Source organism: Citrobacter amalonaticus Y19 (assembly GCF_000981805.1).
GTDB classification, from domain to species: Bacteria; Pseudomonadota; Gammaproteobacteria; order Enterobacterales; family Enterobacteriaceae; genus Citrobacter_A; species Citrobacter_A amalonaticus_C.
Genome location: NZ_CP011132.1, coordinates 4,397,097 through 4,420,641 on the forward strand (window position 1 = coordinate 4,397,097; position 23,545 = coordinate 4,420,641).

21 protein-coding genes are annotated in these 23,545 nt (G+C 52.5%); 3 read left to right on the top strand and 18 right to left on the bottom strand.

Annotated elements, in window-relative coordinates; genetic code table 11:
• Positions 1–37 precede the first annotated feature (37 nt).
• From pstS to asnC, 16 genes are all read right to left on the bottom strand, one after another.
• The gene (gene pstS, locus F384_RS20295) at positions 38–1,078 is read right to left on the bottom strand and encodes a phosphate ABC transporter substrate-binding protein PstS (protein ID WP_046492450.1); all 1,041 of its coding nucleotides are present in this window, start codon (positions 1,076–1,078) and stop codon (positions 38–40) included.
• Positions 1,079–1,396: 318 nt separating this feature from the next.
• Positions 1,397–3,226 (bottom strand): glutamine--fructose-6-phosphate transaminase (isomerizing), encoded by a 1,830-nt coding sequence (gene glmS, locus F384_RS20300; protein WP_046492452.1) that lies wholly within the window; start codon positions 3,224–3,226, stop codon positions 1,397–1,399.
• A 228-nt stretch (positions 3,227–3,454) separates the two neighbouring features.
• A complete protein-coding gene (glmU, locus tag F384_RS20305) occupies positions 3,455–4,825 on the bottom strand; it encodes a bifunctional UDP-N-acetylglucosamine diphosphorylase/glucosamine-1-phosphate N-acetyltransferase GlmU (protein WP_046492455.1) in 1,371 nt (456 codons plus the stop codon).
• Between the two features lie 311 nt (positions 4,826–5,136).
• On the bottom strand, positions 5,137–5,556 hold the full coding sequence (locus F384_RS20310) for a F0F1 ATP synthase subunit epsilon (RefSeq protein ID WP_003023809.1): 420 nt from the start codon (positions 5,554–5,556) through the stop codon (positions 5,137–5,139).
• Positions 5,557–5,576: 20 nt separating this feature from the next.
• Positions 5,577–6,959, bottom strand: coding sequence for a F0F1 ATP synthase subunit beta (gene atpD / locus F384_RS20315; protein ID WP_046492460.1), 1,383 nt, complete (start codon positions 6,957–6,959; stop codon positions 5,577–5,579).
• Positions 6,960–6,985: 26 nt separating this feature from the next.
• Positions 6,986–7,849: a F0F1 ATP synthase subunit gamma gene (gene atpG, locus F384_RS20320; RefSeq protein WP_005121458.1), complete on the bottom strand. Its 864-nt coding sequence runs from the start codon at positions 7,847–7,849 to the stop codon at positions 6,986–6,988.
• Between the two features lie 50 nt (positions 7,850–7,899).
• Positions 7,900–9,441 carry a F0F1 ATP synthase subunit alpha gene (gene atpA, locus F384_RS20325; RefSeq protein ID WP_046492462.1) on the bottom strand — a complete coding sequence of 514 codons (1,542 nt, stop codon included), beginning with the start codon at positions 9,439–9,441 and terminating at the stop codon, positions 7,900–7,902.
• Positions 9,442–9,453: 12 nt separating this feature from the next.
• Positions 9,454–9,987, bottom strand: coding sequence for a F0F1 ATP synthase subunit delta (gene atpH / locus F384_RS20330; protein WP_046492464.1), 534 nt, complete (start codon positions 9,985–9,987; stop codon positions 9,454–9,456).
• Positions 9,988–10,001: 14 nt separating this feature from the next.
• Positions 10,002–10,472, bottom strand: a complete 471-nt coding sequence (gene atpF / locus F384_RS20335; RefSeq protein ID WP_003827022.1) for a F0F1 ATP synthase subunit B — start codon at positions 10,470–10,472, stop codon at positions 10,002–10,004.
• 59 nt (positions 10,473–10,531) lie between these two features.
• Entirely contained in the window at positions 10,532–10,771 is a 240-nt protein-coding gene (atpE, locus tag F384_RS20340; RefSeq protein WP_000429386.1) for a F0F1 ATP synthase subunit C, read from the bottom strand.
• 46 nt (positions 10,772–10,817) lie between these two features.
• A complete protein-coding gene (atpB, locus tag F384_RS20345; protein ID WP_046492875.1) occupies positions 10,818–11,633 on the bottom strand; it encodes a F0F1 ATP synthase subunit A in 816 nt (271 codons plus the stop codon).
• 8 nt (positions 11,634–11,641) lie between these two features.
• Positions 11,642–12,022, bottom strand: a complete 381-nt coding sequence (gene atpI / locus F384_RS20350; protein ID WP_046492876.1) for a F0F1 ATP synthase subunit I — start codon at positions 12,020–12,022, stop codon at positions 11,642–11,644.
• Between the two features lie 606 nt (positions 12,023–12,628).
• On the bottom strand, positions 12,629–13,252 hold the full coding sequence (gene rsmG / locus F384_RS20355; RefSeq protein WP_046492877.1) for a 16S rRNA (guanine(527)-N(7))-methyltransferase RsmG: 624 nt from the start codon (positions 13,250–13,252) through the stop codon (positions 12,629–12,631).
• A gap of 64 nt (positions 13,253–13,316) precedes the next feature.
• Positions 13,317–15,206 (bottom strand): tRNA uridine-5-carboxymethylaminomethyl(34) synthesis enzyme MnmG, encoded by a 1,890-nt coding sequence (gene mnmG, locus F384_RS20360; protein ID WP_046492879.1) that lies wholly within the window; start codon positions 15,204–15,206, stop codon positions 13,317–13,319.
• A gap of 373 nt (positions 15,207–15,579) precedes the next feature.
• On the bottom strand, positions 15,580–16,029 hold the full coding sequence (gene mioC / locus F384_RS20365) for an FMN-binding protein MioC (protein ID WP_046492881.1): 450 nt from the start codon (positions 16,027–16,029) through the stop codon (positions 15,580–15,582).
• A 231-nt stretch (positions 16,030–16,260) separates the two neighbouring features.
• Positions 16,261–16,719: a transcriptional regulator AsnC gene (asnC, locus tag F384_RS20370; protein WP_042323573.1), complete on the bottom strand. Its 459-nt coding sequence runs from the start codon at positions 16,717–16,719 to the stop codon at positions 16,261–16,263.
• Positions 16,720–16,869: 150 nt separating this feature from the next.
• Here asnC and asnA point away from each other — a divergent pair, with 150 nt between their 5' ends.
• Entirely contained in the window at positions 16,870–17,862 is a 993-nt protein-coding gene (asnA, locus tag F384_RS20375) for an aspartate--ammonia ligase (protein ID WP_046492882.1), read from the top strand.
• Between the two features lie 2 nt (positions 17,863–17,864).
• Here the strand turns inward: asnA and viaA are convergent, their stop codons facing one another.
• Entirely contained in the window at positions 17,865–19,316 is a 1,452-nt protein-coding gene (gene viaA, locus F384_RS20380; protein ID WP_046492884.1) for an ATPase RavA stimulator ViaA, read from the bottom strand.
• Entirely contained in the window at positions 19,310–20,806 is a 1,497-nt protein-coding gene (gene ravA / locus F384_RS20385; protein WP_046492887.1) for an ATPase RavA, read from the bottom strand. The genes viaA and ravA overlap by 7 nt, the downstream gene beginning before the upstream one ends.
• A 219-nt stretch (positions 20,807–21,025) precedes the next feature.
• Between ravA and kup the strand changes: the two genes are divergently transcribed.
• Both kup and rbsD read left to right on the top strand, forming a co-directional pair.
• Complete coding sequence (gene kup / locus F384_RS20390) at positions 21,026–22,894, top strand: low affinity potassium transporter Kup (protein ID WP_046492889.1); 1,869 nt, start codon at positions 21,026–21,028, stop codon at positions 22,892–22,894.
• 228 nt (positions 22,895–23,122) lie between these two features.
• Positions 23,123–23,542 (top strand): D-ribose pyranase, encoded by a 420-nt coding sequence (gene rbsD, locus F384_RS20395; RefSeq protein WP_046492891.1) that lies wholly within the window; start codon positions 23,123–23,125, stop codon positions 23,540–23,542.
• Positions 23,543–23,545: the final 3 nt, after the last annotated feature.

The window sequence follows — 23,545 nt, forward strand, 5'->3', positions numbered from 1 at the left end:
GCGTAGCGCCATCCGCCAATTCGTCAAAGATATTCTGTTAGTACAGCGCTTTACCGCTGCTATCCTTAACATTGGTCTTCCATGCCGCACGGATCTGCTCAACCACGCTATCCGGCAGGCTGGCGTAATCCAGGTCATTCGCCTGTTTGCCGCCATTTTTGTATGCCCAGTCGAAGAATTTCAGCACTTCAGCACCCTGCTCAGGTTTCTTCTGCTCTTTGTGAACCAGGATGAAAGTGGTGGAAGTAATTGGCCACGCATCGTCACCTTTCTGGTTCGTCAGATCCTGCGCGAAGGATTTGCTCCAGTCAGCGCCTTTTGCAGCGTTGGCGAAGTTCTCTTCGGTCGGACTAACCGGTTTACCGTCAGCAGAAATCAGCTTGGTGTATGCCAGGTTGTTCTGCTTAGCATAAGCGTATTCAACGTAGCCAATGGAGCCCGGCAGACGCTGTACGAACGCGGCGATACCGTCGTTACCTTTACCGCCGAGACCGGTTGGCCAGTTAACGGTAGAGCCTGCGCCCACTTTAGTTTTCCACTCTTCGTTTACTTTTGCCAGGTAACTGGTGAAGACGAAGGAGGTACCGGAACCATCAGCACGACGCACGACGGCGATGTTCTGAGAAGGCAGTTTCACGCCCGGGTTCAGTTTGGTGATAGCTTCATCATCCCACTTCTTGATTTTACCCAGGTAGATGTCACCCAGCGTTTTACCATCCAGCACCAGTTCGCCAGACTTCAGACCCGGGATATTCACCGCCAGCACCACGCCGCCAATGACGGTCGGGAACTGGAACAGGCCTTCCTGATTCAGTTTTTCGTCAGACAGCGGCGCATCAGAGGCACCGAAATCAACGGTATTCGCTGTAATTTGTTTAACACCACCGGAGGAGCCGATACCCTGGTAGTTAACTTTACTACCGGTCTCTTTCTGATAAGTATCAGCCCATTTGGCATACACCGGCGCAGGAAAAGTTGCACCTGCACCCGTCAGACTTGCTGCTGCTAACGCAGAGAAAGCGCTCATAGATAAGGTCGCGGCGACAACAGTTGCGACAGTGGTACGCATAACTTTCATAATGTCTCCTGCAAGATTTTCGTAAATCATTGTTAAGTGGCTACGATGAGCAAAATAGGACAAACAGGTGACAGTAAAATGTATGAAATATGACAGTTTTATGACAATGAAAATTTACGTTAAATATAAATCATTTTTTTACTGTTTATCATGAAGTTAACTAACAATATGACAATAGCTTTTCAGAAAAATTTTCTTTCTGTGACACTGAAAAAAGTAGCTGAAGATGACGATTTGTCACATTAAAACGGCGGGAGAATTGATTAAAAACAGCGCAGGCGCGAAAAAAATGCCCCGCTTTCGCAGGGCATGAGTGTTTTACTCGACGGTAACCGATTTAGCCAGGTTACGCGGCTGATCCACGTCGGTGCCTTTAATCAGCGCCACGTGATAGGCCAGCAGCTGTAGCGGCACGGTGTAGAAGATTGGCGCAATCACCTCTTCCACATGCGGCATCTCAATGATGTGCATATTGTCGCTGCTGACAAAACCGGCGTCCTGATCGGCGAAGACATACAGCTGACCGCCGCGGGCGCGCACTTCTTCGATGTTGGACTTCAGTTTTTCCAGCAGTTCATTGTTTGGCGCCACAACGATAACCGGCATATCGGCATCAATCAGCGCCAGCGGGCCGTGTTTCAGCTCACCTGCCGCATAGGCTTCTGCGTGGATATAGGAGATCTCTTTCAGCTTCAGCGCGCCTTCCAGCGCGATCGGATACTGATCGCCACGGCCCAGGAACAGAGCGTGATGTTTGTCGGAGAAATCTTCAGCCAACGCTTCAATGCGTTTGTCCTGAGAGAGCATTTGCTCGATGCGGCTCGGCAGCGCCTGCAGGCCATGAACGATGTCATGCTCAATGGACGCATCCAGACCTTTCAGACGCGCCAGTTTTGCCACCAGCATCAGCAGAACGGTCAACTGGGTAGTAAACGCTTTCGTCGAGGCCACGCCGATTTCCGTGCCGGCATTGGTCATCATCGCCAGATCCGATTCACGCACCAGAGAAGAGCCCGGAACGTTACAGATGGCGAGAGAGCCCAGATAGCCCAGCTCTTTCGACAAACGCAGGCCAGCCAGCGTATCTGCCGTTTCGCCAGACTGAGACAGGGTGATCATCAGGCTGTTACGACGTACTGCTGATTTACGGTAGCGGAATTCGGAGGCGATTTCGACGTCGCACGGAATGCCAGCCAGAGATTCAAACCAGTAGCGAGAAACCATCCCGGAATTGTAGGACGTCCCACACGCGATAATCTGGATATGTTCAACCTGAGACAACAGTTCGTTGGCCTTTGGTCCGAGTTCGCTTAAATCCACTTCGCCGTGGCTAATGCGCCCGGTCAGGGTGTTTTTAATCGCGTTCGGCTGTTCGTAGATCTCTTTCTGCATATAGTGGCGATAGATACCTTTATCACCGGCGTCATATTGCAGATTAGATTCGATGTCCTGACGTTTCACGTCCGCGCCATTTTTATCAAAAATCGCAACGGAACGACGGGTCACTTCCGCAATATCGCCTTCTTCCAGGAAGATAAAGCGACGGGTCACCGGCAGCAGCGCCAGCTGATCGGAAGCGATAAAGTTTTCGCCCATCCCCAGACCGATAACCAGCGGGCTACCCGAACGCGCAGCCAGCAGCGTATCCGGATGACGGGTATCCATGATCACCGTACCGTACGCCCCGCGCAGTTGTGGGATGGTGCGCAGCACTGCATCACGCAGCGTACCGCCCTGTTCCAGCTCCCAGTGCACTAAGTGAGCAATCACTTCGGTGTCGGTTTCTGAAACGAAGGTATAGCCGCGCGCTTTCAGTTCTTCACGCAGCGGTTCATGGTTTTCGATGATGCCGTTATGCACCACCACAATGTGCTCAGAAACATGCGGATGCGCGTTTGCTTCCGAAGGTTCGCCATGCGTAGCCCAACGGGTGTGAGCAATACCGGTGCCGCCGTGCAGCGGATGTTCTTCCGCAGCCTGAGACAGCATCTGTACTTTACCCAGACGACGCAGACGGGTCATATGACCTTCTGCATCCACCACGGCCAGACCAGCAGAGTCGTAACCGCGGTATTCCAGACGACGTAAACCTTCAAGAAGGATTTCAGCTACATCACGTTGCGCGATAGCGCCAACAATTCCACACATAGTTTTTTATTCCGAATCAAGGCATTATGCCTGTCGTTGTCTTTCGACCTGTATGCCCGACTTTTCGGGCGCCCCGAGCCTTGTAGAGAGTGGGGTTATTTTTATAGGTACTGCTTTTGGGCGGGAGGTATATTTTTACCTCCTCAGCCGAGTTAGCCTGATGGCGGCTACGCCTTATCAGGCCTACAAAAACGTAGGGCGGGTAAACGAAGCGCACCCGCCAGGTTGTTACTTTTTCTTCACCGGACGTTTCCAGCCCTGCTTATGCACCTGCGGTACACGGCTGATGACCAGTTCATTATCCGCGATGTCACGAGTGACGGTGGTCCCCGCCGCAATGGTCGCCCCGTTACCTACGGTCACCGGCGCCACCAGTTGGGTATCGGATCCGACAAACACATCGTCACCAATGATGGTTTTAAACTTATTCGCGCCATCGTAGTTACAGGTGATCGTACCCGCACCAATATTCACGTTATCGCCAATTTCCGCATCGCCCAGATAGCTCAGATGACCCGCTTTTGAGCCTTTACCGAGACGCGCTTTTTTCATCTCGACGAAGTTGCCCACGTGAGCGCCTTCCATCAGTTCCGCACCAGGACGCAGACGCGCGAACGGTCCGATAGTGCAGGCTGCTTCAAGACTGGCATCTTCCACCACGCTGTATGGACTGATTTCACAGTCATCGCCAATGACGCTGTTCTTAATGACGCAACCCGCGCCAATCTTCACGCGATGGCCAAGGCGGACGTGACCTTCGATGATAACGTTAGTATCAATTTCGACATCTCGCCCGTGAATGAGCGTACCGCGCAGGTCAAAACGCGCCGGATCGCGCAGCATCACACCAGCCAGCAGCAGTTTTTCTGCCTGCTCGGACTGGTAAACACGTTCCAGACGGGAAAGTTGCAGGCGGTTATTTACGCCTTCGACTTCACTCAGACGATCGGGATGAACGGCTGCGATTTCGCGGCCTTCCTGATAAGCCAGCGCAATGATATCGGTGATGTAGTATTCACCCTGCGCATTATTATTGGTCAGTTTAGACAGCCAGCGCTTCATGTCCGCGCCGTTTGCAATCAGTATCCCGGTATTGATTTCCTGGATCTGACGCTGTTCGTCATTGGCATCTTTATGCTCAACGATGCCGGTCACTTTGCCGTTCTCACGCGTGATACGACCATAGCCGCTCGGATCGTCCAGCTTCACGGTTAGCAAGCCAATGCCGCCATGCGGTTTAGCATCGCGCAAACGCTGTAAGGTTTCAATTGAGATCAGCGGGACATCGCCGTAGAGCATTAAAATGTCTTCATCATCGCCAAAGAAAGGCGCTGCCTGCTGCATAGCATGGCCGGTGCCCAACTGCTCGGCCTGCAACACCCAGTTCAGGTTGTCTTCTTTCAGGCTTTTTTTAAGCAAGTCGCCGCCGTGGCCATAAACCAGATGAACCTGAGATGAACCTAATTCATTAGCAACATCAATAACATGCTGAACCATCGATTTCCCGGCAAGGGTGTGCAGCACTTTTGGAAGATCGGAATACATACGAGTGCCTTTGCCTGCGGCAAGGATCACTACGCTCATCGCTTTATTCAACATACGCGCCCTGACTGTAATTTGAGAACGAATTTATACCGTTTCACATTGAAAATACTACATTTTTTTCATCGTGAAATGGGCAGAGGATAAAACGCACAATCGCGAGTTTTCCCCAACGGAGATAGAGACATTTTCGTCCATTGCTGCGGCTTTTGTCTTCTGAAAAGTCACCTGATATCGTGATTAACGCGCCAGGCTAATGTTTTTGCTCTTTTTTTGATCCATAAAGAAAGATGACGCAGAGGTACAAAAATGACAGGCAAAAAAAAACCAGCCTGAAATCAGACTGGTTTTTGCTTTTCAACCCGGTGTTACATCGCTTTTTTGGTCAACTCGATAACGCGCAGTTTCGCGATCGCTTTGGCCAGTTCCGCAGATGCCTGAGCGTAATCCACGTCACCATGAGAGCTCTTAATGTGCTCTTCAGCCTTACGTTTCGCTTCCAGGGCTCTCGCTTCATCGAGATCCTGCCCGCGAATCGCGGTATCAGCCAGCACGGTCACGCTGCCAGGTTGCACTTCAAGAATGCCGCCAGACAGGTAGATAAACTCTTCATGACCGAACTGTTTAACGATGCGGATCATACCAGGCTTAATGGCGGTGAGCAGTGGGGCGTGCCCAGGGAAAATCCCCAGTTCACCTTCACTACCCGTTACCTGGATTTTCTCGACCAGACCAGAGAACATTTGTTGCTCTGCGCTGACGACGTCCAGGTGGTAAGTCATTGCCATATCACCCTCCGATTAAGGCGTTAAAGTTTTTTGGCTTTCTCGACAGCTTCTTCGATGGTGCCAACCATATAGAACGCCTGCTCTGGCAGGTGATCGTATTCGCCATCCATGATGCCTTTAAAGCCACGGATAGTATCTTTCAGCGATACGAATTTACCTGGAGAACCGGTAAAGACTTCAGCAACGAAGAACGGCTGGGACAGGAAGCGCTGAATTTTACGTGCGCGTGCTACCACCAGTTTGTCTTCTTCGGACAGTTCGTCCATACCCAGGATCGCGATGATATCTTTCAGTTCCTGGTAACGTTGCAGGATGGACTGAACGCCACGCGCGGTGTCGTAGTGTTCCTGACCAACCACCAGCGGATCCAACTGACGGCTGGTGGAGTCCAGCGGGTCAACGGCCGGGTAGATACCCAGAGAGGCTATCTGACGACTCAGTACCACGGTTGCATCTAAGTGAGCAAAGGTGGTGGCTGGTGACGGGTCAGTCAAGTCATCCGCAGGTACGTATACCGCCTGAACGGAAGTGATAGAACCGGTTTTGGTAGAGGTGATACGTTCCTGCAGAACACCCATCTCTTCCGCCAGGGTCGGCTGATAACCTACCGCTGAAGGCATACGGCCCAGCAGTGCGGAAACTTCCGTACCGGCCAGGGTATAACGATAGATGTTATCGACGAACAGCAGAACGTCACGACCTTCGTCACGGAATTTCTCAGCCATGGTCAGACCGGTCAGCGCTACGCGCAGACGGTTTCCCGGCGGCTCGTTCATCTGACCATAAACCAGGGATACTTTATCCAGAACGTTAGAGTCGGTCATTTCGTGGTAAAAGTCGTTACCCTCACGAGTACGCTCACCCACGCCTGCAAACACGGAATAACCGGAGTGCTCGATCGCGATGTTACGGATGAGTTCCATCATGTTTACGGTTTTACCTACACCCGCACCACCGAACAGACCGACTTTACCGCCCTTCGCAAACGGGCAGATCAGGTCCATTACTTTGATGCCGGTTTCCAGCAGTTCCTGAGAGCTGGACAGCTCTTCATAGGAAGGTGCCGCGCGGTGAATCGCCCAACGCTCTTCTTCACCGATATCGCCTTTCATGTCGATCGGCTGACCCAGGACGTTCATGATACGACCCAGAGTTGCTTTACCTACCGGGACTTCGATCGGGTGCTCGAGGTCTTTTACTTCCAGACCACGACGCAGACCGTCGGAAGAACCCATCGCGATGGTACGTACGATACCGCCGCCGAGCTGCTGCTGAACTTCCAGCACCAGGCTCTCACTACCATTCATAACCTCAAGAGCATCGTACACGCGCGGTACGGCATCCTGAGGGAATTCGACGTCAACCACGGCGCCGATTACCTGGACAATTTTTCCAGTAGCCATCTTGAATCCTCTACGAATTAACCTGGTTATACCGCGGATGCACCACCGACGATTTCGGTGAGTTCCTGAGTAATGCTGGCCTGACGAGCTTTGTTGTATACCAACTGCAGCTCTTTAATCAGGCTGCCGCCATTGTCGGTCGCGGCTTTCATCGCCACCATACGTGCGGCCTGCTCGCTGGCCAGGTTTTCTACCACGCCCTGATAAACCTGAGATTCAACGTAACGACGCAGCAGGGTATCCAGCAGCGGTTTCGGATCGGGTTCATACAGGTAATCCCAGGCTTTTTGTTTTAACTCTTCATCTTCTGATGCCGGTAATGGCAGCAGTTGAGTCAGCGTCGGAACCTGAGACATGGTGTTGATAAATTTGTTGCTGACAACGTACAGTCTGTCCAGACGACCTTCATCGTAAGCCTGCAGCATCACTTTAACCGGACCGATCAGTTCGGACAGGGAAGGGTTATCCCCCATACCGGTTACCTGAGCAACCACGTTACCACCAACGGAATTAAAGAAAGACACGCCCTTAGAGCCGATCATTGCGATATCGCACTGAACGCCTTTATCGGACCATGTTTTCATATCCGCCAGCAGTTTTTTGAACAGGTTAATGTTCAAGCCACCGCACAGACCACGGTCAGTCGACACCACCAGGTAGCCCACGCGTTTAACGTCGCGTTCTTCCAGGTACGGGTGCTTATATTCCAGATTACCATTCGCAAGGTGACCAATCACTTTGCGCATGGTCTCTGCATAAGGACGGCTGGCCGCCATGCGATCCTGCGATTTACGCATTTTGGAAGCGGCGACCATCTCCATCGCTTTAGTGATCTTCTGCGTGTTCTGGACGCTTGCGATCTTACTACGTATCTCTTTTGCGCCGGCCATGAGCTTCTCCTCAATGCCTTGCGGCCAGTCCTAAGACAAGCCGCCAGACGTTACCAGGACTGGGTTGCTTTGAAGGAATCGAGGATAGCTTTCAGCTTGCCTTCGATTTCGTCGTTATAGCCACCGGACTGGTTAATCTCTTGCATCAGCGGAGCGTGATCACGGTCGACATAAGCCAGCAGAGCGGCTTCGAAGCTACCGATTTTCGCCAGTTCCACATCTTCGAGGTAACCGCGTTCAGCCGCAAACAGCACCACACCCTGTTGTGCAACAGACATTGGGGCATACTGTTTCTGCTTCAGCAGTTCAGTTACTTTCTGACCGTGGCTCAGCTGCTTACGCGTAGCGTCATCCAGGTCGGAAGCGAACTGAGAGAACGCCGCCAGTTCACGATACTGTGCCAGTGCGGTACGAATACCACCGGACAGTTTCTTGATGATCTTGGTCTGCGCTGCGCCACCTACACGAGATACGGAGATACCCGGGTTAACTGCAGGACGAATACCGGAGTTGAACAGGTTGGTTTCCAGGAAGATCTGACCATCGGTAATAGAAATTACGTTGGTCGGAACGAACGCAGAAACGTCACCCGCCTGGGTTTCGATAATCGGCAGAGCGGTCAGAGAGCCGGTTTTACCTTTCACTTCACCCTTGGTGAATTTCTCAACGTATTCCGCGTTAACGCGGGATGCGCGCTCCAGCAGACGGGAGTGGAGGTAAAATACGTCGCCAGGGAATGCTTCACGTCCTGGCGGACGACGGAGCAGCAGGGAAACCTGACGGTAAGCAACGGCCTGTTTGGACAGATCATCATAAACGATCAGCGCATCTTCACCGCGGTCACGGAAGTATTCACCCATTGCACAACCGGCATATGGCGCCAGGTATTGCAGTGCAGCAGATTCAGACGCGGTCGCCACCACAACGATGGTGTTGGACAGTGCGCCGTGTTCTTCCAGTTTACGTACCACGTTAGAAATGGTGGACGCTTTCTGGCCGATAGCCACGTACACACATTTGATGCCGGAATCACGCTGGTTGATAATCGCATCGACTGCCATCGCGGTTTTACCGGTCTGACGGTCACCGATGATCAGTTCACGCTGACCACGACCGATTGGGATCATGGCATCAACGGATTTATAACCGGTCTGCACCGGCTGATCGACCGACTGACGTTCGATAACGCCCGGTGCGATAACTTCGATTGGCGAGAAGCCATCGTGTTCAACCGGACCTTTACCGTCGATAGGTGCACCCAGGGTGTTCACCACACGACCCAGCAGGCCACGGCCGACCGGAACTTCCAGAATACGCCCCGTACACTTAACCTTCATGCCTTCGGCGAGGTCAGCGTAGGGACCCATCACCACTGCACCCACGGAGTCGCGCTCCAGGTTCAGTGCGATAGCGTAACGGTTACCCGGTAGGGAAATCATCTCACCCTGCATACAGTCGGCAAGGCCGTGAATGCGGATAACACCGTCACTTACAGAAACAATAGTACCTTCGTTGTGAGCTTCACTCACAACACTGAACTGAGCAATGCGCTGCTTGATCAGTTCGCTGATTTCGGTGGAATTCAGTTGCATGCTCCAGTCCCCTTAAGACTGCAAGACGTCTGCAAGGCGTTCAAGACGGCCGCGTACGCTGCCATCAATGACCATATCACCCGCACGGATGATGATGCCCGCCATTACAGACTTATCGATTTTGCAATTCAGCTTAACTTTGCGTGACAGACGTTTTTCCATCGCAGCGCTAATCTTCGCAAGCTGTTCTTCACTCAGTTCGTTCGCGGACGTGACTTCTACCTCAGAGATAGACTCACTCGCGGCACGCAGGTGAATAAACTGCTCAAGAACATCCGGGAGCGCATTCAGACGGTTATTCTCAGCCATCACCTTAATCAGGTTCTGACCGTTTTCGTCCAGTTGCTCACCGCAAACTGCGATAAACGACCCGGCGAGCGTTTCCGGCGCCAGTGCGCCAGAGAGAAGCTCTGCCATTTGTTCGTTTTTAGTCACCTCGGCGGCAAACGCCAGCATGTCCTGCCAGCGCTCTACACATTGGTGTTCGACGGCAAAGTCAAAAGCTGCTTTGGCGTAGGGGCGAGCTACCGTAATAAATTCAGACATCAGCCCCTCCCTCCTTACAGTTCAGCGACAAGTTTATCCACGATGTCGCTGTTAGCAGCTTCATCCACGGAACGTTCGATGATCTTCTCGGCGCCAGCAACAGCCAGGATAGCAACTTGCTTACGCAGCTCTTCACGGGCACGTTTACGCTCGGCGTCAATTTCCGCCTGCGCCTGGGCCACGATTTTAGTACGTTCCTGCTCTGCTTCCGTTTTGGCTTCATCCAGGATCTGAGCGCGACGTTTGTTCGCCTGCTCGATGATTACCTGAGCTTCCGCCTTCGCTTTTTTCAGCTGGTCGGTCGCGCTGGCCTTTGCAAGGTCAAGATCCTTGTGTGCGCGTTCAGCAGAAGCGAGACCGTCAGCAATTTCTTTTTGACGCTTCTCGATGGCAGCCATTAACGGCGGCCATACATACTTCATGCAGAACAGAACAAACAGGACAAACGCGATGGCCTGGCCGAGGATTGTTGCGTTAAGATTCACAGCACAATGCCTCTATCTAGTTAACGTTCTGATATTGCTCTTAATTCAAGCAACGCTTACTACGCGACAGCGAACATCACGTACAGACCCAGACCTACAGCGATCATCGGGATAGCATCCACCAGACCCATAACGATAAAGAACTGAGTACGCAGCAGAGGAATCAGATCAGGTTGACGCGCTGCGCCTTCCAGGAATTTACCCCCGAGGATGCCGATACCGATCGCAGCACCGATTGCCGCCAGACCCATCATCACAGCGGCAGCCATGTACAGCAGATCCATATTCAGGTTTTCCATGACAGTCTCCAGTTTGTTTCAGTTAAAACGTAGTAGTGTTGGTAAATTAATGCTCTTCAGACGCCATCGACAGATAGACAATCGTCAGAACCATGAAGATGAAGGCTTGCAGCGTAATAATCAGGATGTGGAAAATGGCCCATGGCACATTCAGGATCCACTGTGACCACCACGGCAACAGACCAGCAATCAGAATGAAAATCAGCTCACCGGCATACATGTTGCCGAACAGTCGCAGACCGAGAGAAACCGGTTTAGATAGCAGACTTACCCCTTCAAGGATTAAGTTGACAGGGATGAACGCCCAGTGATTGAACGGCTGCAGCGTCAACTCTTTCGCGAAGCCGCCGATGCCTTTCATTTTGATGCTGTAGAACAGAATGAGGATAAATACGCCGAGCGCCATGGACAGGGTAATATTCACGTCCGCAGACGGAACCACGCGCAGTGCAGGCAGACCGAAGATATGCTCGCCGATGTACGGCAGCAAGTCGATTGGCAGTAAGTCCATCAGGTTCATCAGGAATACCCAGACGAAGATCGTCAGGGCCAGCGGTGCAATCAGCTTGCTTTTGCCATGGTACATGTCTTTCACGCTACCATGCACAAAGCCGATCACCAGCTCAATCGCGGTCTGAAACTTGCCTGGTACGCCGCTGGTCGCCTTTTTGGCCACGCTGCGGAACATAAGCAGGAACAACAGACCCAGCACCACCGAGAAAAACATGGAGTCAATATTGAGCGTCCAGAAGGTGGCTGGGGGGTTATGCGGATCCACCAGCGAGAATGTACGCAGGTCCAACTGAAGGTTACTCAGATGGTGTCCTATGTAATCCTGCGGCGTCATATTTTCTGAAGCCATGATGCCTTTTACCCTTTGTTGTTAATTACAGCCGGCGCCAGTATCTGAACCACCAGCACCAAAACCCACGTAACGATCAGCGGCAAAAATACCGCCTTCAAAACCGCCAGCGCCACCACCAGCAACATCAGCATCGCTAACACCTTGAAGGCTTCGCCGAAGGCGAACGTCCAGGCCACTCGGCCTTTAGCAGGTGTATGCGCCTGGTGACGCCAGGCAAATATCATAAACAACATATTAGGCAGAAAGACTGCCATCCCTCCACCTATCGCGGAGAGGCCCCAGAAGGGGTCTTTGAGGCTGAACAGCAATCCACTTGCTACTACCGCCAGAAACTGAATGAACAGAAGCTTACGAGCAACGTTTCGACTCAAGAGCGACACAGACATCACGTTTTTAACTCCTGCTCCCTTCGAGGTATGCCGCGTGTCGTATAAAACGTTCTTTAAGGCTTAGAGTCAAGCATCAAAAAGCGGTCAAATTATACGGTGCGCCCTCGTGATTTCAAACAATAAGTAGCTAAAAGGTGAATAAATGTTTAAATATTTTTCCCTGGCCCACATTTATGACTTTTAGCCAAACTGTGAACGATCATGCAAAACTGCAAATGGCGCGTAAACACTGGTGTTAAAGCGTGCTTCAGATCACATATTGAGCATATTCGCCCCGACGGTATTTATTTACTTGGCAAATGATGCCTTTTCAACTTTTTGATATTTAAGCCTAAATTCGCTCACTCTTTTAAAAACGACTGCTTACATCTCAAAAACCAACCATTGACATTTTTAATAAAAATTCAACACCTGAGAGTGATTCAATACCTGGATTTTTAGCAGCCTGATATTTTCAGTGTTGACTAATTTTGTCTTTAGCCAAAAACGCCACGTTGCTCTGTTGATAATAGACAGTAAACGTGGCGTTAAGTGTAACGACTTATATCGGCAAAAATGTCTCAGTGTTTTAACAAGAAAAAGTTCGATTTTTTTTGATAAATATTAAATTTTGTTTGGCTTAATCACCACCAAATGGCGTTCACCTTCCAGATGCGGAACCTGCAGTTTAATGACTGACTCAACGCAAAACTCAGCAGGCAGCGACGCAATCTCGTCTTCCGGCAACTGACCTTTCAGCGCATAAAAACGACCCTTCTCGTCTGGCAGGTGATGACACCAGCTCACCATGTCATTAAGTGAGGCAAACGCCCGGCTGATCACGCCATCAAACGGCGGTTCAGCGGGAAATTCTTCAACCCGGCTCTGTACCGGCGTGATGTTATCCAGTTTCAGCTCATGCTGGACCTGACGCAGGAAACGCACGCGTTTACCGAGACTGTCGAGCAGGGTGAAATGCGCTTGCGGTCGCACAATAGACAACGGTATTCCTGGTAATCCCGGTCCAGTACCGACATCAATAAAACGCTCCCCCTGCAAATGCGGCGCAACGATAATGCTGTCGAGGATGTGACGAACCAGCATCTCGTTGGGATCCCGCACCGAGGTCAGGTTGTACGCTTTGTTCCATTTGTGCAGCATCTCAACATACGCAATCAGCTGATTTTTCTGGTGATCGGTAAGCGAAATGCCGGCGTCTGCCAGCAGGCGAGAGAGTTTGTTGAGCACGGTGATTACCTGTTCTAAATAATTTGCCCGGTAAGCGAAGCGCTACCGGGCAATGTTCAACACATTAAGCGCTGCGGCGCAGCATACCCTGTTTTTTCAGCCACACCAGCAGAATGGAGATGGCCGCAGGCGTTACGCCGGAGATACGTGATGCCTGACCGATCGAAACCGGTTTGTGATCGTTCAGCTTGGCAATCACTTCGTTCGACAGGCCGGACACCTGGCGATAATCCAGCGTTGCTGGCAGCAGCGTGTTTTCATTGCGCTGCTGTTTTTCGATCTCATCCTGCTGACGTGCGATATAGCCTTCGTACTTCACCTGGATCTCTACCTGCTCAGCGGCCTGCACGTCTTCCAGTGCGGGCGCAAACGGGGTCAGGGTTGTGAGCTGTGCGTAGGTCATTTCCGGACGTCGCAGCAGATCTTCACCACTGGCTTCACGAGACAGCGGCGCGGTAAGGTGAGCGTTCACTTCGCTGGCCGATTCTGCCGCAGGCGTCACCCAGGTGGATTTCAGACGCTGACGTTCGCGTTCGATGTTCTCCAGCTTCTCGTTGAAGCGAGCCCAGCGGACGTCATCCACCAGCCCCAGTTCACGACCCATTTCGGTCAGACGCAGATCGGCGTTGTCTTCACGCAGCATCAGACGGTATTCAGCGCGCGAGGTGAACATGCGGTACGGCTCTTTGGTCCCCAGCGTGCACAAGTCGTCGACCAGTACGCCGAGATACGCCTGAGAACGCGCCGGAGCCCAGCCCTCTTTGTCCGCAGACAGACGCGCGGCGTTAAGCCCTGCAAGCAGCCCCTGCGCAGCAGCTTCTTCGTAGCCCGTCGTGCCGTTAATTTGTCCGGCAAAGAACAGGCCCTGAATGAATTTGCTTTCCAGCGTTGGTTTCAGGTCACGCGGATCGAAAAAGTCATACTCAATGGCATAACCCGGACGGACGATTTTCGCGTTCTCCATCCCTTCCATCGAGCGAACAATCTGCATCTGCACATCGAAAGGCAGGCTGGTGGAGATCCCGTTCGGGTAAATTTCGTTAGAGGTCAGTCCTTCCGGTTCCAGGAAGATCTGATGCTGGTTCCTGTCGGCAAAGCGCATCACTTTGTCTTCGATCGATGGACAGTAACGCGGGCCGATCCCTTCGATCACGCCGGCATACATCGGGCTACGATCGAGGTTATTGCGGATCACGTCATGGGTTTTCTCATTGGTGTGCGTGATATAGCACGGCACCTGCTGTGGGTGCTGGGCTGCGTTACCCATGAACGAGAAGACCGGCATCGGGTTGTCGCCATGTTGCTGTGCCAGCACGCTGAAATTAATCGTGCGTGCATCAATACGTGGCGGCGTGCCGGTTTTAAGACGGCTTACGCGCAGCGGCAGTTCACGCAGGCGGCGAGAGAGCGGAATGGACGGCGGATCACCAGCACGGCCACCGCTGTAGTTATCCAGACCAATATGAATTTTGCCGTCAAGGAATGTCCCGACGGTCAGCACCACGGCTTTGGCGCGAAACTTCAGGCCCATCTGAGTTACAGCGCCGACAACACGATCGTTTTCGACGATAAGATCTTCAACCGCCTGCTGGAAGATCATCAGGTTTGGCTGATTCTCCAGCGCAGTGCGTACCGCCTGACGATACAGCACACGATCCGCCTGAGCACGGGTGGCGCGAACCGCCGGTCCTTTGCTCGCGTTTAGTATCCTAAACTGGATCCCCGCATGGTCGATCGCTTTTGCCATCAGCCCGCCGAGCGCATCCACTTCTTTTACCAGGTGTCCCTTCCCAATGCCGCCAATCGCCGGGTTGCAGCTCATCTGCCCCAGCGTGTCGATATTGTGTGTCAAAAGCAGGGTTTGTTGACCCATACGCGCTGCGGCCATCGCGGCCTCAGTGCCTGCATGACCCCCGCCAATGATGATGACGTCAAAAGGATCCGGATAAAACATGGTAATTGCCTCGCATAACGCGGTGTGAAAATGGATTGAAGCCCGGGCGGTGGATTCTACTCAACTTTGTCGGCTTGAGAAAGACCCCGGGATCCTGGGTATTAAAAAGAAGATCTTTTTATTTAGAGATCTGTTCTATTGTGATCTCTTATTAGGATCGCCATCCGCTGTGGATAAGCCGGATCCGGGCATTAAGATCAATACGTTGGTAAGGATCATTAGCTGTGAATGATCGGTGATCCTGGTCCGTATAAGCTGGGATCAGAATGAAGGGTTATACACAACTCAAAAACTGAACAACGGTTATTCTTTGGATAACTACCGGTTAATCCAAGGTTCCTGACAGACTTATCCACACTCGATCGCACGATCTTTACACTAATTTGAGTAAATTAATCCAGGATCCCAGCCAGACTTCAGCCGGATCTTCCGGAATGTCGTGTTCAAGGATGTTGATCTTCAGCGTTTCGCCAATCTGTTTGGCGCCTGAATGCTTCAGTTCAGCTTCGATCTTCTCAATAGCGCCACAGAAGGTGTCATATTCGCGACTGCCGATACCGATCGCGCCGAAACGAACCTGAGACAGATCCGGTTTTTGCGACTGAAGATCTTCATATAAAGGAACAAGGTTATCCGGAATGTCCCCCGCGCCGTGCGTGGAGCTAATGACCAGCCAGATCCCCGTTGCAGACAGGGAGTCTAACAGCGGACCGTGCAGTGTTTCGGTTGAAAAACCGGCATCTTCCAGCTTTTCAGCCAGGTGTTCTGCAACATATTCAGCACCGCCGAGGGTGCTGCCGCTAATAAGAGTAATGTCAGCCATACGAGCCCATCCTTTTAAAAGCCTATCCCATTAGGCTATTTCATTCGTCATTTTGGCTCCGGGCAGAGCTCGAAATCCTCACGTACGACAGTACGCTCCGGTTTCTGTGCGCTGGTGCAACCAAACTGATTTCAACAACTACGCCTACTGGGATAGGCTTGCGAGGCTGCATTGTACGCTGTGAGTGAGCTGGGATCTACCTGTGGAAAAATGTGGGATTAAAAAAGGCGATCACGGCTTAATGGTACGCATGATCGGGTTTTGCAGGACGATCAGCGTCTCGGTGGACTGAATTTCATCAATTGTTTGGATCTTGTTGATAAGTACATGCTGGAGCGCATCGATTGACCGGCACATCACCTTAATAAAGATGCTGTAGTGGCCGGTGGTGTAGTACGCCTCGGTGACTTCATCAAGGCTCTCCAGTCTGGCCAGCGCCGAAGGATAGTCTTTGGCGCTTTTAAGGATGATGCCGATAAAGCAGCCGACGTCGTAACCCAGTTGCTTCGGGCTGACATCAATACGCGCACCGGTAATGATCCCCGCCTGCTTCATTTTTTCTACGCGGACGTGAATGGTCCCCGGACTGACGCCAAACTGTTTTGCCAGTTCGGCGTAGGCGGTACGGGCATTTTCCATTAAGGCATCCAGAATGCCGCGGTCCAGATTGTCGATCTGATAATTTTCCATAGGTTTTTCTTATGTGTATTAATGATTCACTCTATTTTAGCGGGTTATTTTAACGAATCAAAATCGAATGCGGCTTTTTGTTTGTTGATTATTGAATATTGCCCCCATTCTGTTGCTTAATCATAGGCAACAGGACGCAGGAGTAAAAAAATGAAAACCGCTTACATTGCCAAACAACGCCAAATTAGCTTCGTAAAATCTCACTTCTCTCGTCAACTGGAGGAGCGTCTGGGTCTGATTGAAGTCCAGGCACCGATCCTCAGCCGTGTAGGGGATGGCACGCAGGATAACTTGTCGGGTTGTGAAAAAGCGGTACAGGTGAAAGTGAAAGCGCTGCCAGATGCCCAGTTTGAAGTGGTTCATTCACTGGCTAAATGGAAACGTCAAACTCTGGGACAACACGACTTCAGCGCGGGCGAAGGGCTCTACACGCACATGAAAGCCCTGCGCCCGGATGAAGATCGCCTCTCCCCGCTCCACTCGGTTTATGTCGATCAGTGGGACTGGGAACGCGTGATGGGCGACGGTGAGCGTCAGTTCTCCACTCTGAAAAGCACGGTAGAGGCTATCTGGGCGGGAATTAAAGCGACCGAAGCGGCGGTAAGCAAAGAATTTGGTCTGGCACCGTTCCTGCCAGAGCAGATCCACTTTGTTCACAGCCAGGAATTACTGAGCCGTTATCCGGGTCTTGATGCAAAAGGTCGTGAACGTGCGATCGCCAAAGAGCTGGGTGCGGTCTTCCTGGTAGGGATTGGCGGCAAGCTCAGCGACGGTCACCGCCATGACGTTCGTGCGCCGGACTATGATGACTGGAGCTCTGCATCCGATCTGGGATATGCCGGTCTGAACGGCGATATCCTGGTCTGGAACCCGGTGCTGGAGGATGCGTTTGAACTCTCCTCCATGGGGATCCGTGTGGATGCCGATGCGCTGAAACATCAGCTTCAGCTTACCGGTGATGAAGATCGTCTGAGTCTGGAATGGCACCAGGCGCTGCTGCGCGGTGAAATGCCGCAGACTATCGGCGGCGGCATTGGTCAGTCGCGTTTAACGATGCTGCTGCTGCAACTGCCGCACATAGGTCAGGTTCAGTGCGGCGTATGGCCTGCGCAGGTTCGTGAAAGCGTTGACTCTCTGCTGTAATCTTATCGCCGCCAGCGTCTGAGCAGGCGGCTTCGCATCCCGGTATCAAAGCGCCAGATATGATCGAAAATGCGCATGATGCCGGGTTTGCCATGTGCTGACATCGCCACCGCATGAAAGCGATGCTGATGGACTCGCTGTAACTCCCCGACTTTACTCACCACCTCGTCAGGCAAGCGCTGGGCGATAAAATCTGAAATCACCACCGCATCGGCATCAAACCACTCCCGTCCCTGCATGCGTTCAATAATGGCGCGAAAACAGCTGGCGATATCCGTACCGCCGCGAAATCGTTGACTCAGAAAGCGAATGGCTTGCTCGATACCTTGCGGACCGGAAAGCTCGTAGCGCACCACTTCTGTGGAAAACAGCATAATGAAGCAGCGACGGTTATCGGCAAGGGCGATGCGCATTAAGGCCAGGCAAAAGGCCTTCGCGCACTGTTCATTAAAGCCGCCCATCGAACCGGAGGTGTCTACGCAGACAATGAACGGTCCGCGCGGCTGCTCATCGAAATCCTGATGAATCACGGGCCGCTCGGTGACCTTCTCGCGCCAGGCTTCACCGTGCAGACGATAAGTGAGCAGCTGTTTTTCCACCAGCCGCCGGTAAAACTCATACTCCAGTTCCGTGATGCCAAGCGTGGCCAGTTCCGGCGGCAACAGACGCAGAATATCGTCACTCTGCTGAATACCGTCAACCTGCTCGGGTACCGTTGCGGGCTCGCGCACCAGCGTGCGAAAGGTCTCCATCGGCGCATCTTTTCGCGGGACGGATTTGGCTTCTCTGGAGCGGCCCAGTTGCTCTGCCAGTCGCATCAGCTCCGGCTGTTCGCTCAGAAAATCACCGTACTTCACGATCAACTGATAATCACCGCGTCTGAGCTGGCCTGCACTCATATCCCACAGCCGACCTGCGGCGGTCTCGTTTTCCGCCAGTACAGGATCCAGTTGACCGCTCAGGGTCATTCGTTCCTGAACTTCACTGAGCAGTTGCTCACGTTCCTCTTCAAGCAACTGTTGATTAAGCGTAGTGGCCTGCACCACCAGACTTAAGCGCCAGCGCTGCAAAAAGAGCGTGTGCAGGGCGGGTGTGAATACTGCGTTGCTGTCCACCAGTTGCTGTGCCTGTCCGCCATACGGTGAGTGCAATCGGTGCAACAGTGTCAGTATTTGCGGTAGCTGGACGATGAACTGTGGGGTGGAGAGAAGCTGGCTTTGCTGATAACACATTACCTCTTCCGTCAGCTCCGGCGGTACGCGCGCGTCCTTTAGTCGACTGCGTAGCGCTTCGCGCCAGCGCGGTAGATCGTCTGTGATTGCCGCTTTCAGGCGGGGGAATTTTTCAAAAAAAAGCGCCAACTGCGGCGAGGCCAGCAGCGCGAGGATCATCTCTTCGATCATCCCCTCTTCACTGACGGCTAACATGACATTGAGTGTATCCAGTGTCAGCATTGTTGCGCCTGACGGATCTGCTCACCCACATCCTGAAGGCTGGCCTCAATACGACCTAACCAGTCGTTATGAACAAACAGGCACTTTTGTTGCTCGCTGAAGCGGGTATGCTGCTGACGCCAGTCGTTTTCCAGCTCTTCCAGTTGTTGCTTAATCTCGCCTGGCATAGCCTCTTCTGATGAACCCGGAAGCGCCAGCCGCGTACCCTGTAAACTGACATCACGCACCACCAGATGTTGGGCGCTATCGACTTCCATATTCAACGTCTGGGCAAAGCCGATCCCGTTGAGCTTGCCGCGGATCTCACCCCCTTTCGCCAGCCATTGCTCCAGCGCGCTGCGATCAAAAGCGATGTGGATCACTTCCATGTCATGCAATTTCAACGGTTTTTGCAGGAGCAGCGTCAGGGTTGTCGAGGTGATCTCGGCGGGCAAATCGTAATGCGGACGACGACTGAACATGCCTCCCTGACGCAACACAGTAAAGGCGGTTTTATCGCTTTGCTGTTGCTGCAACTGAATGCGTCGCTGAACGATGCCGCCAAGACGCGTCAGCATTGTCTGCTGTTGCCAGGCGTGCCCGGTCATCAATATTTCGAGCTGCTGTTGCATCAGGTTCAGGCTCTGGGCGTCATACCACAGGCAATCCTTCAGCAGGATGAGATCGATAGGGGCAACGGCGTCGCGGCCGCTAAAGAAGGCGCTGGCCTGTAACAGACGAATGGCTTTTTTCCAGCGGCGGTCTGAGACATAGGGCGCATTCGGCAGATTATCCAGTTGCTGGCGCAGCGTAAAAATCAGCTCAAAAACATGATCGGGCAGCGTAATGGCGCCAATGTCCTTCTGCCATCGGTAATACTCGTCATCGCTCACCTGTAGCGAGGCGGGAACCGGGTTTTCGCTTTCGTTATGTTGGCTTATCAGCAGGGAGCGAAAGTTGGCTTTGTCCTGCACTTTGTCCAGCCACAGGCGGATCAGCATACGGTCATACAGCGCTTCCAGGCTACTGTCTGCTTCCGGCAGTTCGTTGGAGGCGGCCACCAGCAGGCGCATGGGGATTTTTTCTTCGTGTGCGCCGTTACGGAAATGACGTTCGTTAATCGCAGTTAACAACGTATTGAGAATTGCTGGACCCGCTTTCCAGATCTCATCGAGAAAGACGATTTCTGCTTCGGGAAGATAACCTGCAGTTAAGCGTTCGTAACGACCTTCATCTTTTAGCGCCTGAATAGAGAGCGGGCCAAAAACCTCTTCCGGCGTGGAGAAACGCGTCATCAGATATTCGAAGGCACGTGCATTCTGGAAGGCAAATTTCAGCCGGCGGGCGATCAAGCTTTTGGCGATCCCCGGAGGGCCAAGCAAGAAAACACTTTCACCGCTCAGGGCGGCCAGCAGGCAAAGCCGAATGGCGTGACTGCGTTCATAGAGACCTTTTTCCAGCGCGCTGCTCAGGCGGGAAATTCTTTCCGCTAATAAATGTGGGTGAGCCATAATAGAGTGGCGTCCTTTCATAAAATGTACTGCGTTAACAGCGAGTATAGACGTTTCACTCCATAGGCTGAACTTGTCTGAGAGGCTGTTTGTTTTTCTTTGAGCCTGGTTAATCTGGGCTCATTTAGGGGTACGATTTTGCTTTGAATCGTGCATACTGTGCGTTTTTGTGGGCCAAGGGACTACGCACACATTTCTTTATATATGAAAGACTAGTCTATGAGCACTGATAATAAGCAATCATTGTCTGCGGTAACACTCGCAGCCATTGGGGTTGTCTACGGTGATATTGGTACCAGCCCACTTTATACACTTCGTGAATGTTTGTCCGGTCAGTTTGGTTTTGGCGTTGAACGTGATGCCGTTTTTGGTTTTTTGTCGCTGATTTTCTGGCTACTCATCTTTGTGGTTTCCATTAAGTATCTGACTTTCGTTATGCGTGCAGATAACGCTGGCGAAGGGGGGATCCTGACGCTGATGTCGCTGGCAGGGCGTAATACCTCCGCGCGAATGACCTCTATACTGGTCATCATGGGCTTAATTGGCGGTAGCTTCTTTTATGGCGAGGTGGTGATCACCCCGGCCATCTCGGTGATGTCGGCCATTGAAGGTCTGGAGATCATCGCGCCGCAACTGGATACCTGGATTGTCCCGCTGTCGATTATCGTCCTGACGCTGCTGTTTATGATTCAGAAGCACGGTACCGGGATGGTGGGAAAGTTGTTTGCGCCCATTATGCTGGCCTGGTTTTTGATTCTGGCCGTACTCGGCCTGCGCAGTATTATTGCTAACCCGGAAGTGCTGCAGGCGTTGAACCCGATGTGGGCGGTGCATTTCTTCCTTGAATACAAAACCGTCTCCTTTATTGCGCTTGGCGCGGTGGTGCTGTCGATTACCGGCGTTGAAGCGTTGTATGCCGATATGGGGCATTTCGGTAAGTTCCCTATTCGCCTGGCATGGTTTACGGTGGTCCTGCCATCGCTGGTGCTCAACTACTTTGGCCAGGGGGCACTGCTGTTAAAACACCCGGAAGCGATAAAAAACCCGTTCTTTTTGTTGGCGCCGGACTGGGCATTGATTCCCCTGCTGATCATTGCGGCACTGGCGACGGTGATCGCTTCACAGGCGGTAATTTCAGGCGTCTTCTCGCTGACGCGTCAGGCGGTTCGTCTGGGATATCTGTCGCCCATGCGCATCATTCATACGTCAGAAATGGAGTCCGGGCAGATCTATATTCCGTTCGTCAACTGGATGCTCTATATCGCGGTGGTGATAGTGATTGTCAGCTTCGAGCACTCCAGTAATCTGGCGGCAGCGTACGGGATCGCCGTGACCGGTACGATGGTGCTGACTTCGATTCTCTCGACAACCGTGGCGCGTAAAAACTGGCACTGGAATAAGTACTTCGTGGCGCTGATCCTCGTTGGGTTCCTGTGTATCGATATTCCGCTGTTCTCGGCAAACCTCGACAAACTGCTGTCCGGCGGCTGGTTGCCGTTGTCGCTGGGTCTGGTGATGTTCACTATCATGACCACCTGGAAGAGCGAACGTTTCCGCCTGCTGCGCCGTATGCACGAGCACGGTAACTCTCTGGAAGCGATGATCGCCTCGCTGGAGAAATCCCCGCCGGTACGCGTGCCGGGCACTGCGGTGTACATGTCTCGCGCGCTGAATGTGATCCCCTTTGCCCTGATGCACAACCTCAAGCACAACAAGGTGTTGCATGAGCGGGTTATCCTGCTGACGCTGCGTACTGAAGATGCGCCGTATGTGCATAACGTCCGTCGTGTGCAGATTGAGCAGTTATCGCCGACGTTCTGGCGCGTCGTTGCCAGCTACGGCTGGCGTGAAACGCCGAATGTCGAAGAGGTCTTCCACCGCTGCGGTCTGGAAGGGTTGAGCTGCCGGATGATGGAGACGTCGTTCTTTATGTCGCACGAGTCGTTAATCGTTGGCAAGCGTCCCTGGTATTTACGTCTGCGTGGCAAACTCTATCTTCTTCTCCAGCGTAACGCGCTGCGCGCGCCCGATCAGTTTGAGATCCCGCCTAACCGCGTGATTGAACTGGGGACACAGGTCGAAATTTAGCATCTGCAACACCTTCGCCCGGCGGCGCTGCGCTTGCTCGGGCCTACGAAAACGGTAGGCCGGGTAAGCGCAGCGCCACCCGGCAAAAAAACTCTCCCCATGGCATTCCATTTCACTTAGCGAAACGTTTCGACGGCGATCACAAATCTGTTACGTCATGGTGGTTATTTGCTCACATCTCAGACTACACTGACTACCAGCGAAACGTTTCGCTAGTGGAGTAAGAAAATGAAGAAAGGCACCGTACTCAATTCCGATATTTCATCGGTTATCTCCCGTCTGGGGCATACCGATACGCTGGTAGTGTGTGATGCAGGTTTACCCATCCCACACAGTACAACACGTATCGATATGGCATTAACCCAGGGCGTACCTTCTTTTATGCAGGTACTGGATGTGGTGACCCGTGAAATGCAGGTTGAATCGGCCATTCTCGCGACGGAAATTAAACAACATAATCCGCAGCTCCACGAAACGTTGCTCAGCCACATTGAGCAACTGCAACAACACCAGGGAAACACCATAGAAATTCGTTACACCACGCATGAACAATTTAAAAAACAAACCGCAGACAGTCAGGCGGTAATTCGCAGCGGGGAGTGTTCCCCGTATGCGAATATCATTCTCTGTGCTGGCGTCACTTTCTGAGGC

Excerpts from the sequence above, each read along its gene's own strand:
- pstS (WP_046492450.1), bottom strand. The coding sequence starts at position 1,078 with ATGAAAGTTATGCGTACCACTGTCGCAACTGTTGTCGCCGCGACCTTA.
- glmS (WP_046492452.1), bottom strand. The coding sequence starts at position 3,226 with ATGTGTGGAATTGTTGGCGCTATCGCGCAACGTGATGTAGCTGAAATC.
- glmU (WP_046492455.1), bottom strand. The coding sequence starts at position 4,825 with ATGTTGAATAAAGCGATGAGCGTAGTGATCCTTGCCGCAGGCAAAGGC.
- F384_RS20310 (WP_003023809.1), bottom strand. The coding sequence starts at position 5,556 with ATGGCAATGACTTACCACCTGGACGTCGTCAGCGCAGAGCAACAAATG.
- atpD (WP_046492460.1), bottom strand. The coding sequence starts at position 6,959 with ATGGCTACTGGAAAAATTGTCCAGGTAATCGGCGCCGTGGTTGACGTC.
- atpG (WP_005121458.1), bottom strand. The coding sequence starts at position 7,849 with ATGGCCGGCGCAAAAGAGATACGTAGTAAGATCGCAAGCGTCCAGAAC.
- atpA (WP_046492462.1), bottom strand. The coding sequence starts at position 9,441 with ATGCAACTGAATTCCACCGAAATCAGCGAACTGATCAAGCAGCGCATT.
- atpH (WP_046492464.1), bottom strand. The coding sequence starts at position 9,987 with ATGTCTGAATTTATTACGGTAGCTCGCCCCTACGCCAAAGCAGCTTTT.
- atpE (WP_000429386.1), bottom strand. The coding sequence starts at position 10,771 with ATGGAAAACCTGAATATGGATCTGCTGTACATGGCTGCCGCTGTGATG.
- atpB (WP_046492875.1), bottom strand. The coding sequence starts at position 11,633 with ATGGCTTCAGAAAATATGACGCCGCAGGATTACATAGGACACCATCTG.
- atpI (WP_046492876.1), bottom strand. The coding sequence starts at position 12,022 with ATGTCTGTGTCGCTCTTGAGTCGAAACGTTGCTCGTAAGCTTCTGTTC.
- mnmG (WP_046492879.1), bottom strand. The coding sequence starts at position 15,206 with ATGTTTTATCCGGATCCTTTTGACGTCATCATCATTGGCGGGGGTCAT.
- mioC (WP_046492881.1), bottom strand. The coding sequence starts at position 16,029 with ATGGCTGACATTACTCTTATTAGCGGCAGCACCCTCGGCGGTGCTGAA.
- asnC (WP_042323573.1), bottom strand. The coding sequence starts at position 16,719 with ATGGAAAATTATCAGATCGACAATCTGGACCGCGGCATTCTGGATGCC.
- asnA (WP_046492882.1), top strand. The coding sequence starts at position 16,870 with ATGAAAACCGCTTACATTGCCAAACAACGCCAAATTAGCTTCGTAAAA.
- viaA (WP_046492884.1), bottom strand. The coding sequence starts at position 19,316 with ATGCTGACACTGGATACACTCAATGTCATGTTAGCCGTCAGTGAAGAG.
- ravA (WP_046492887.1), bottom strand. The coding sequence starts at position 20,806 with ATGGCTCACCCACATTTATTAGCGGAAAGAATTTCCCGCCTGAGCAGC.
- kup (WP_046492889.1), top strand. The coding sequence starts at position 21,026 with ATGAGCACTGATAATAAGCAATCATTGTCTGCGGTAACACTCGCAGCC.
- rbsD (WP_046492891.1), top strand. The coding sequence starts at position 23,123 with ATGAAGAAAGGCACCGTACTCAATTCCGATATTTCATCGGTTATCTCC.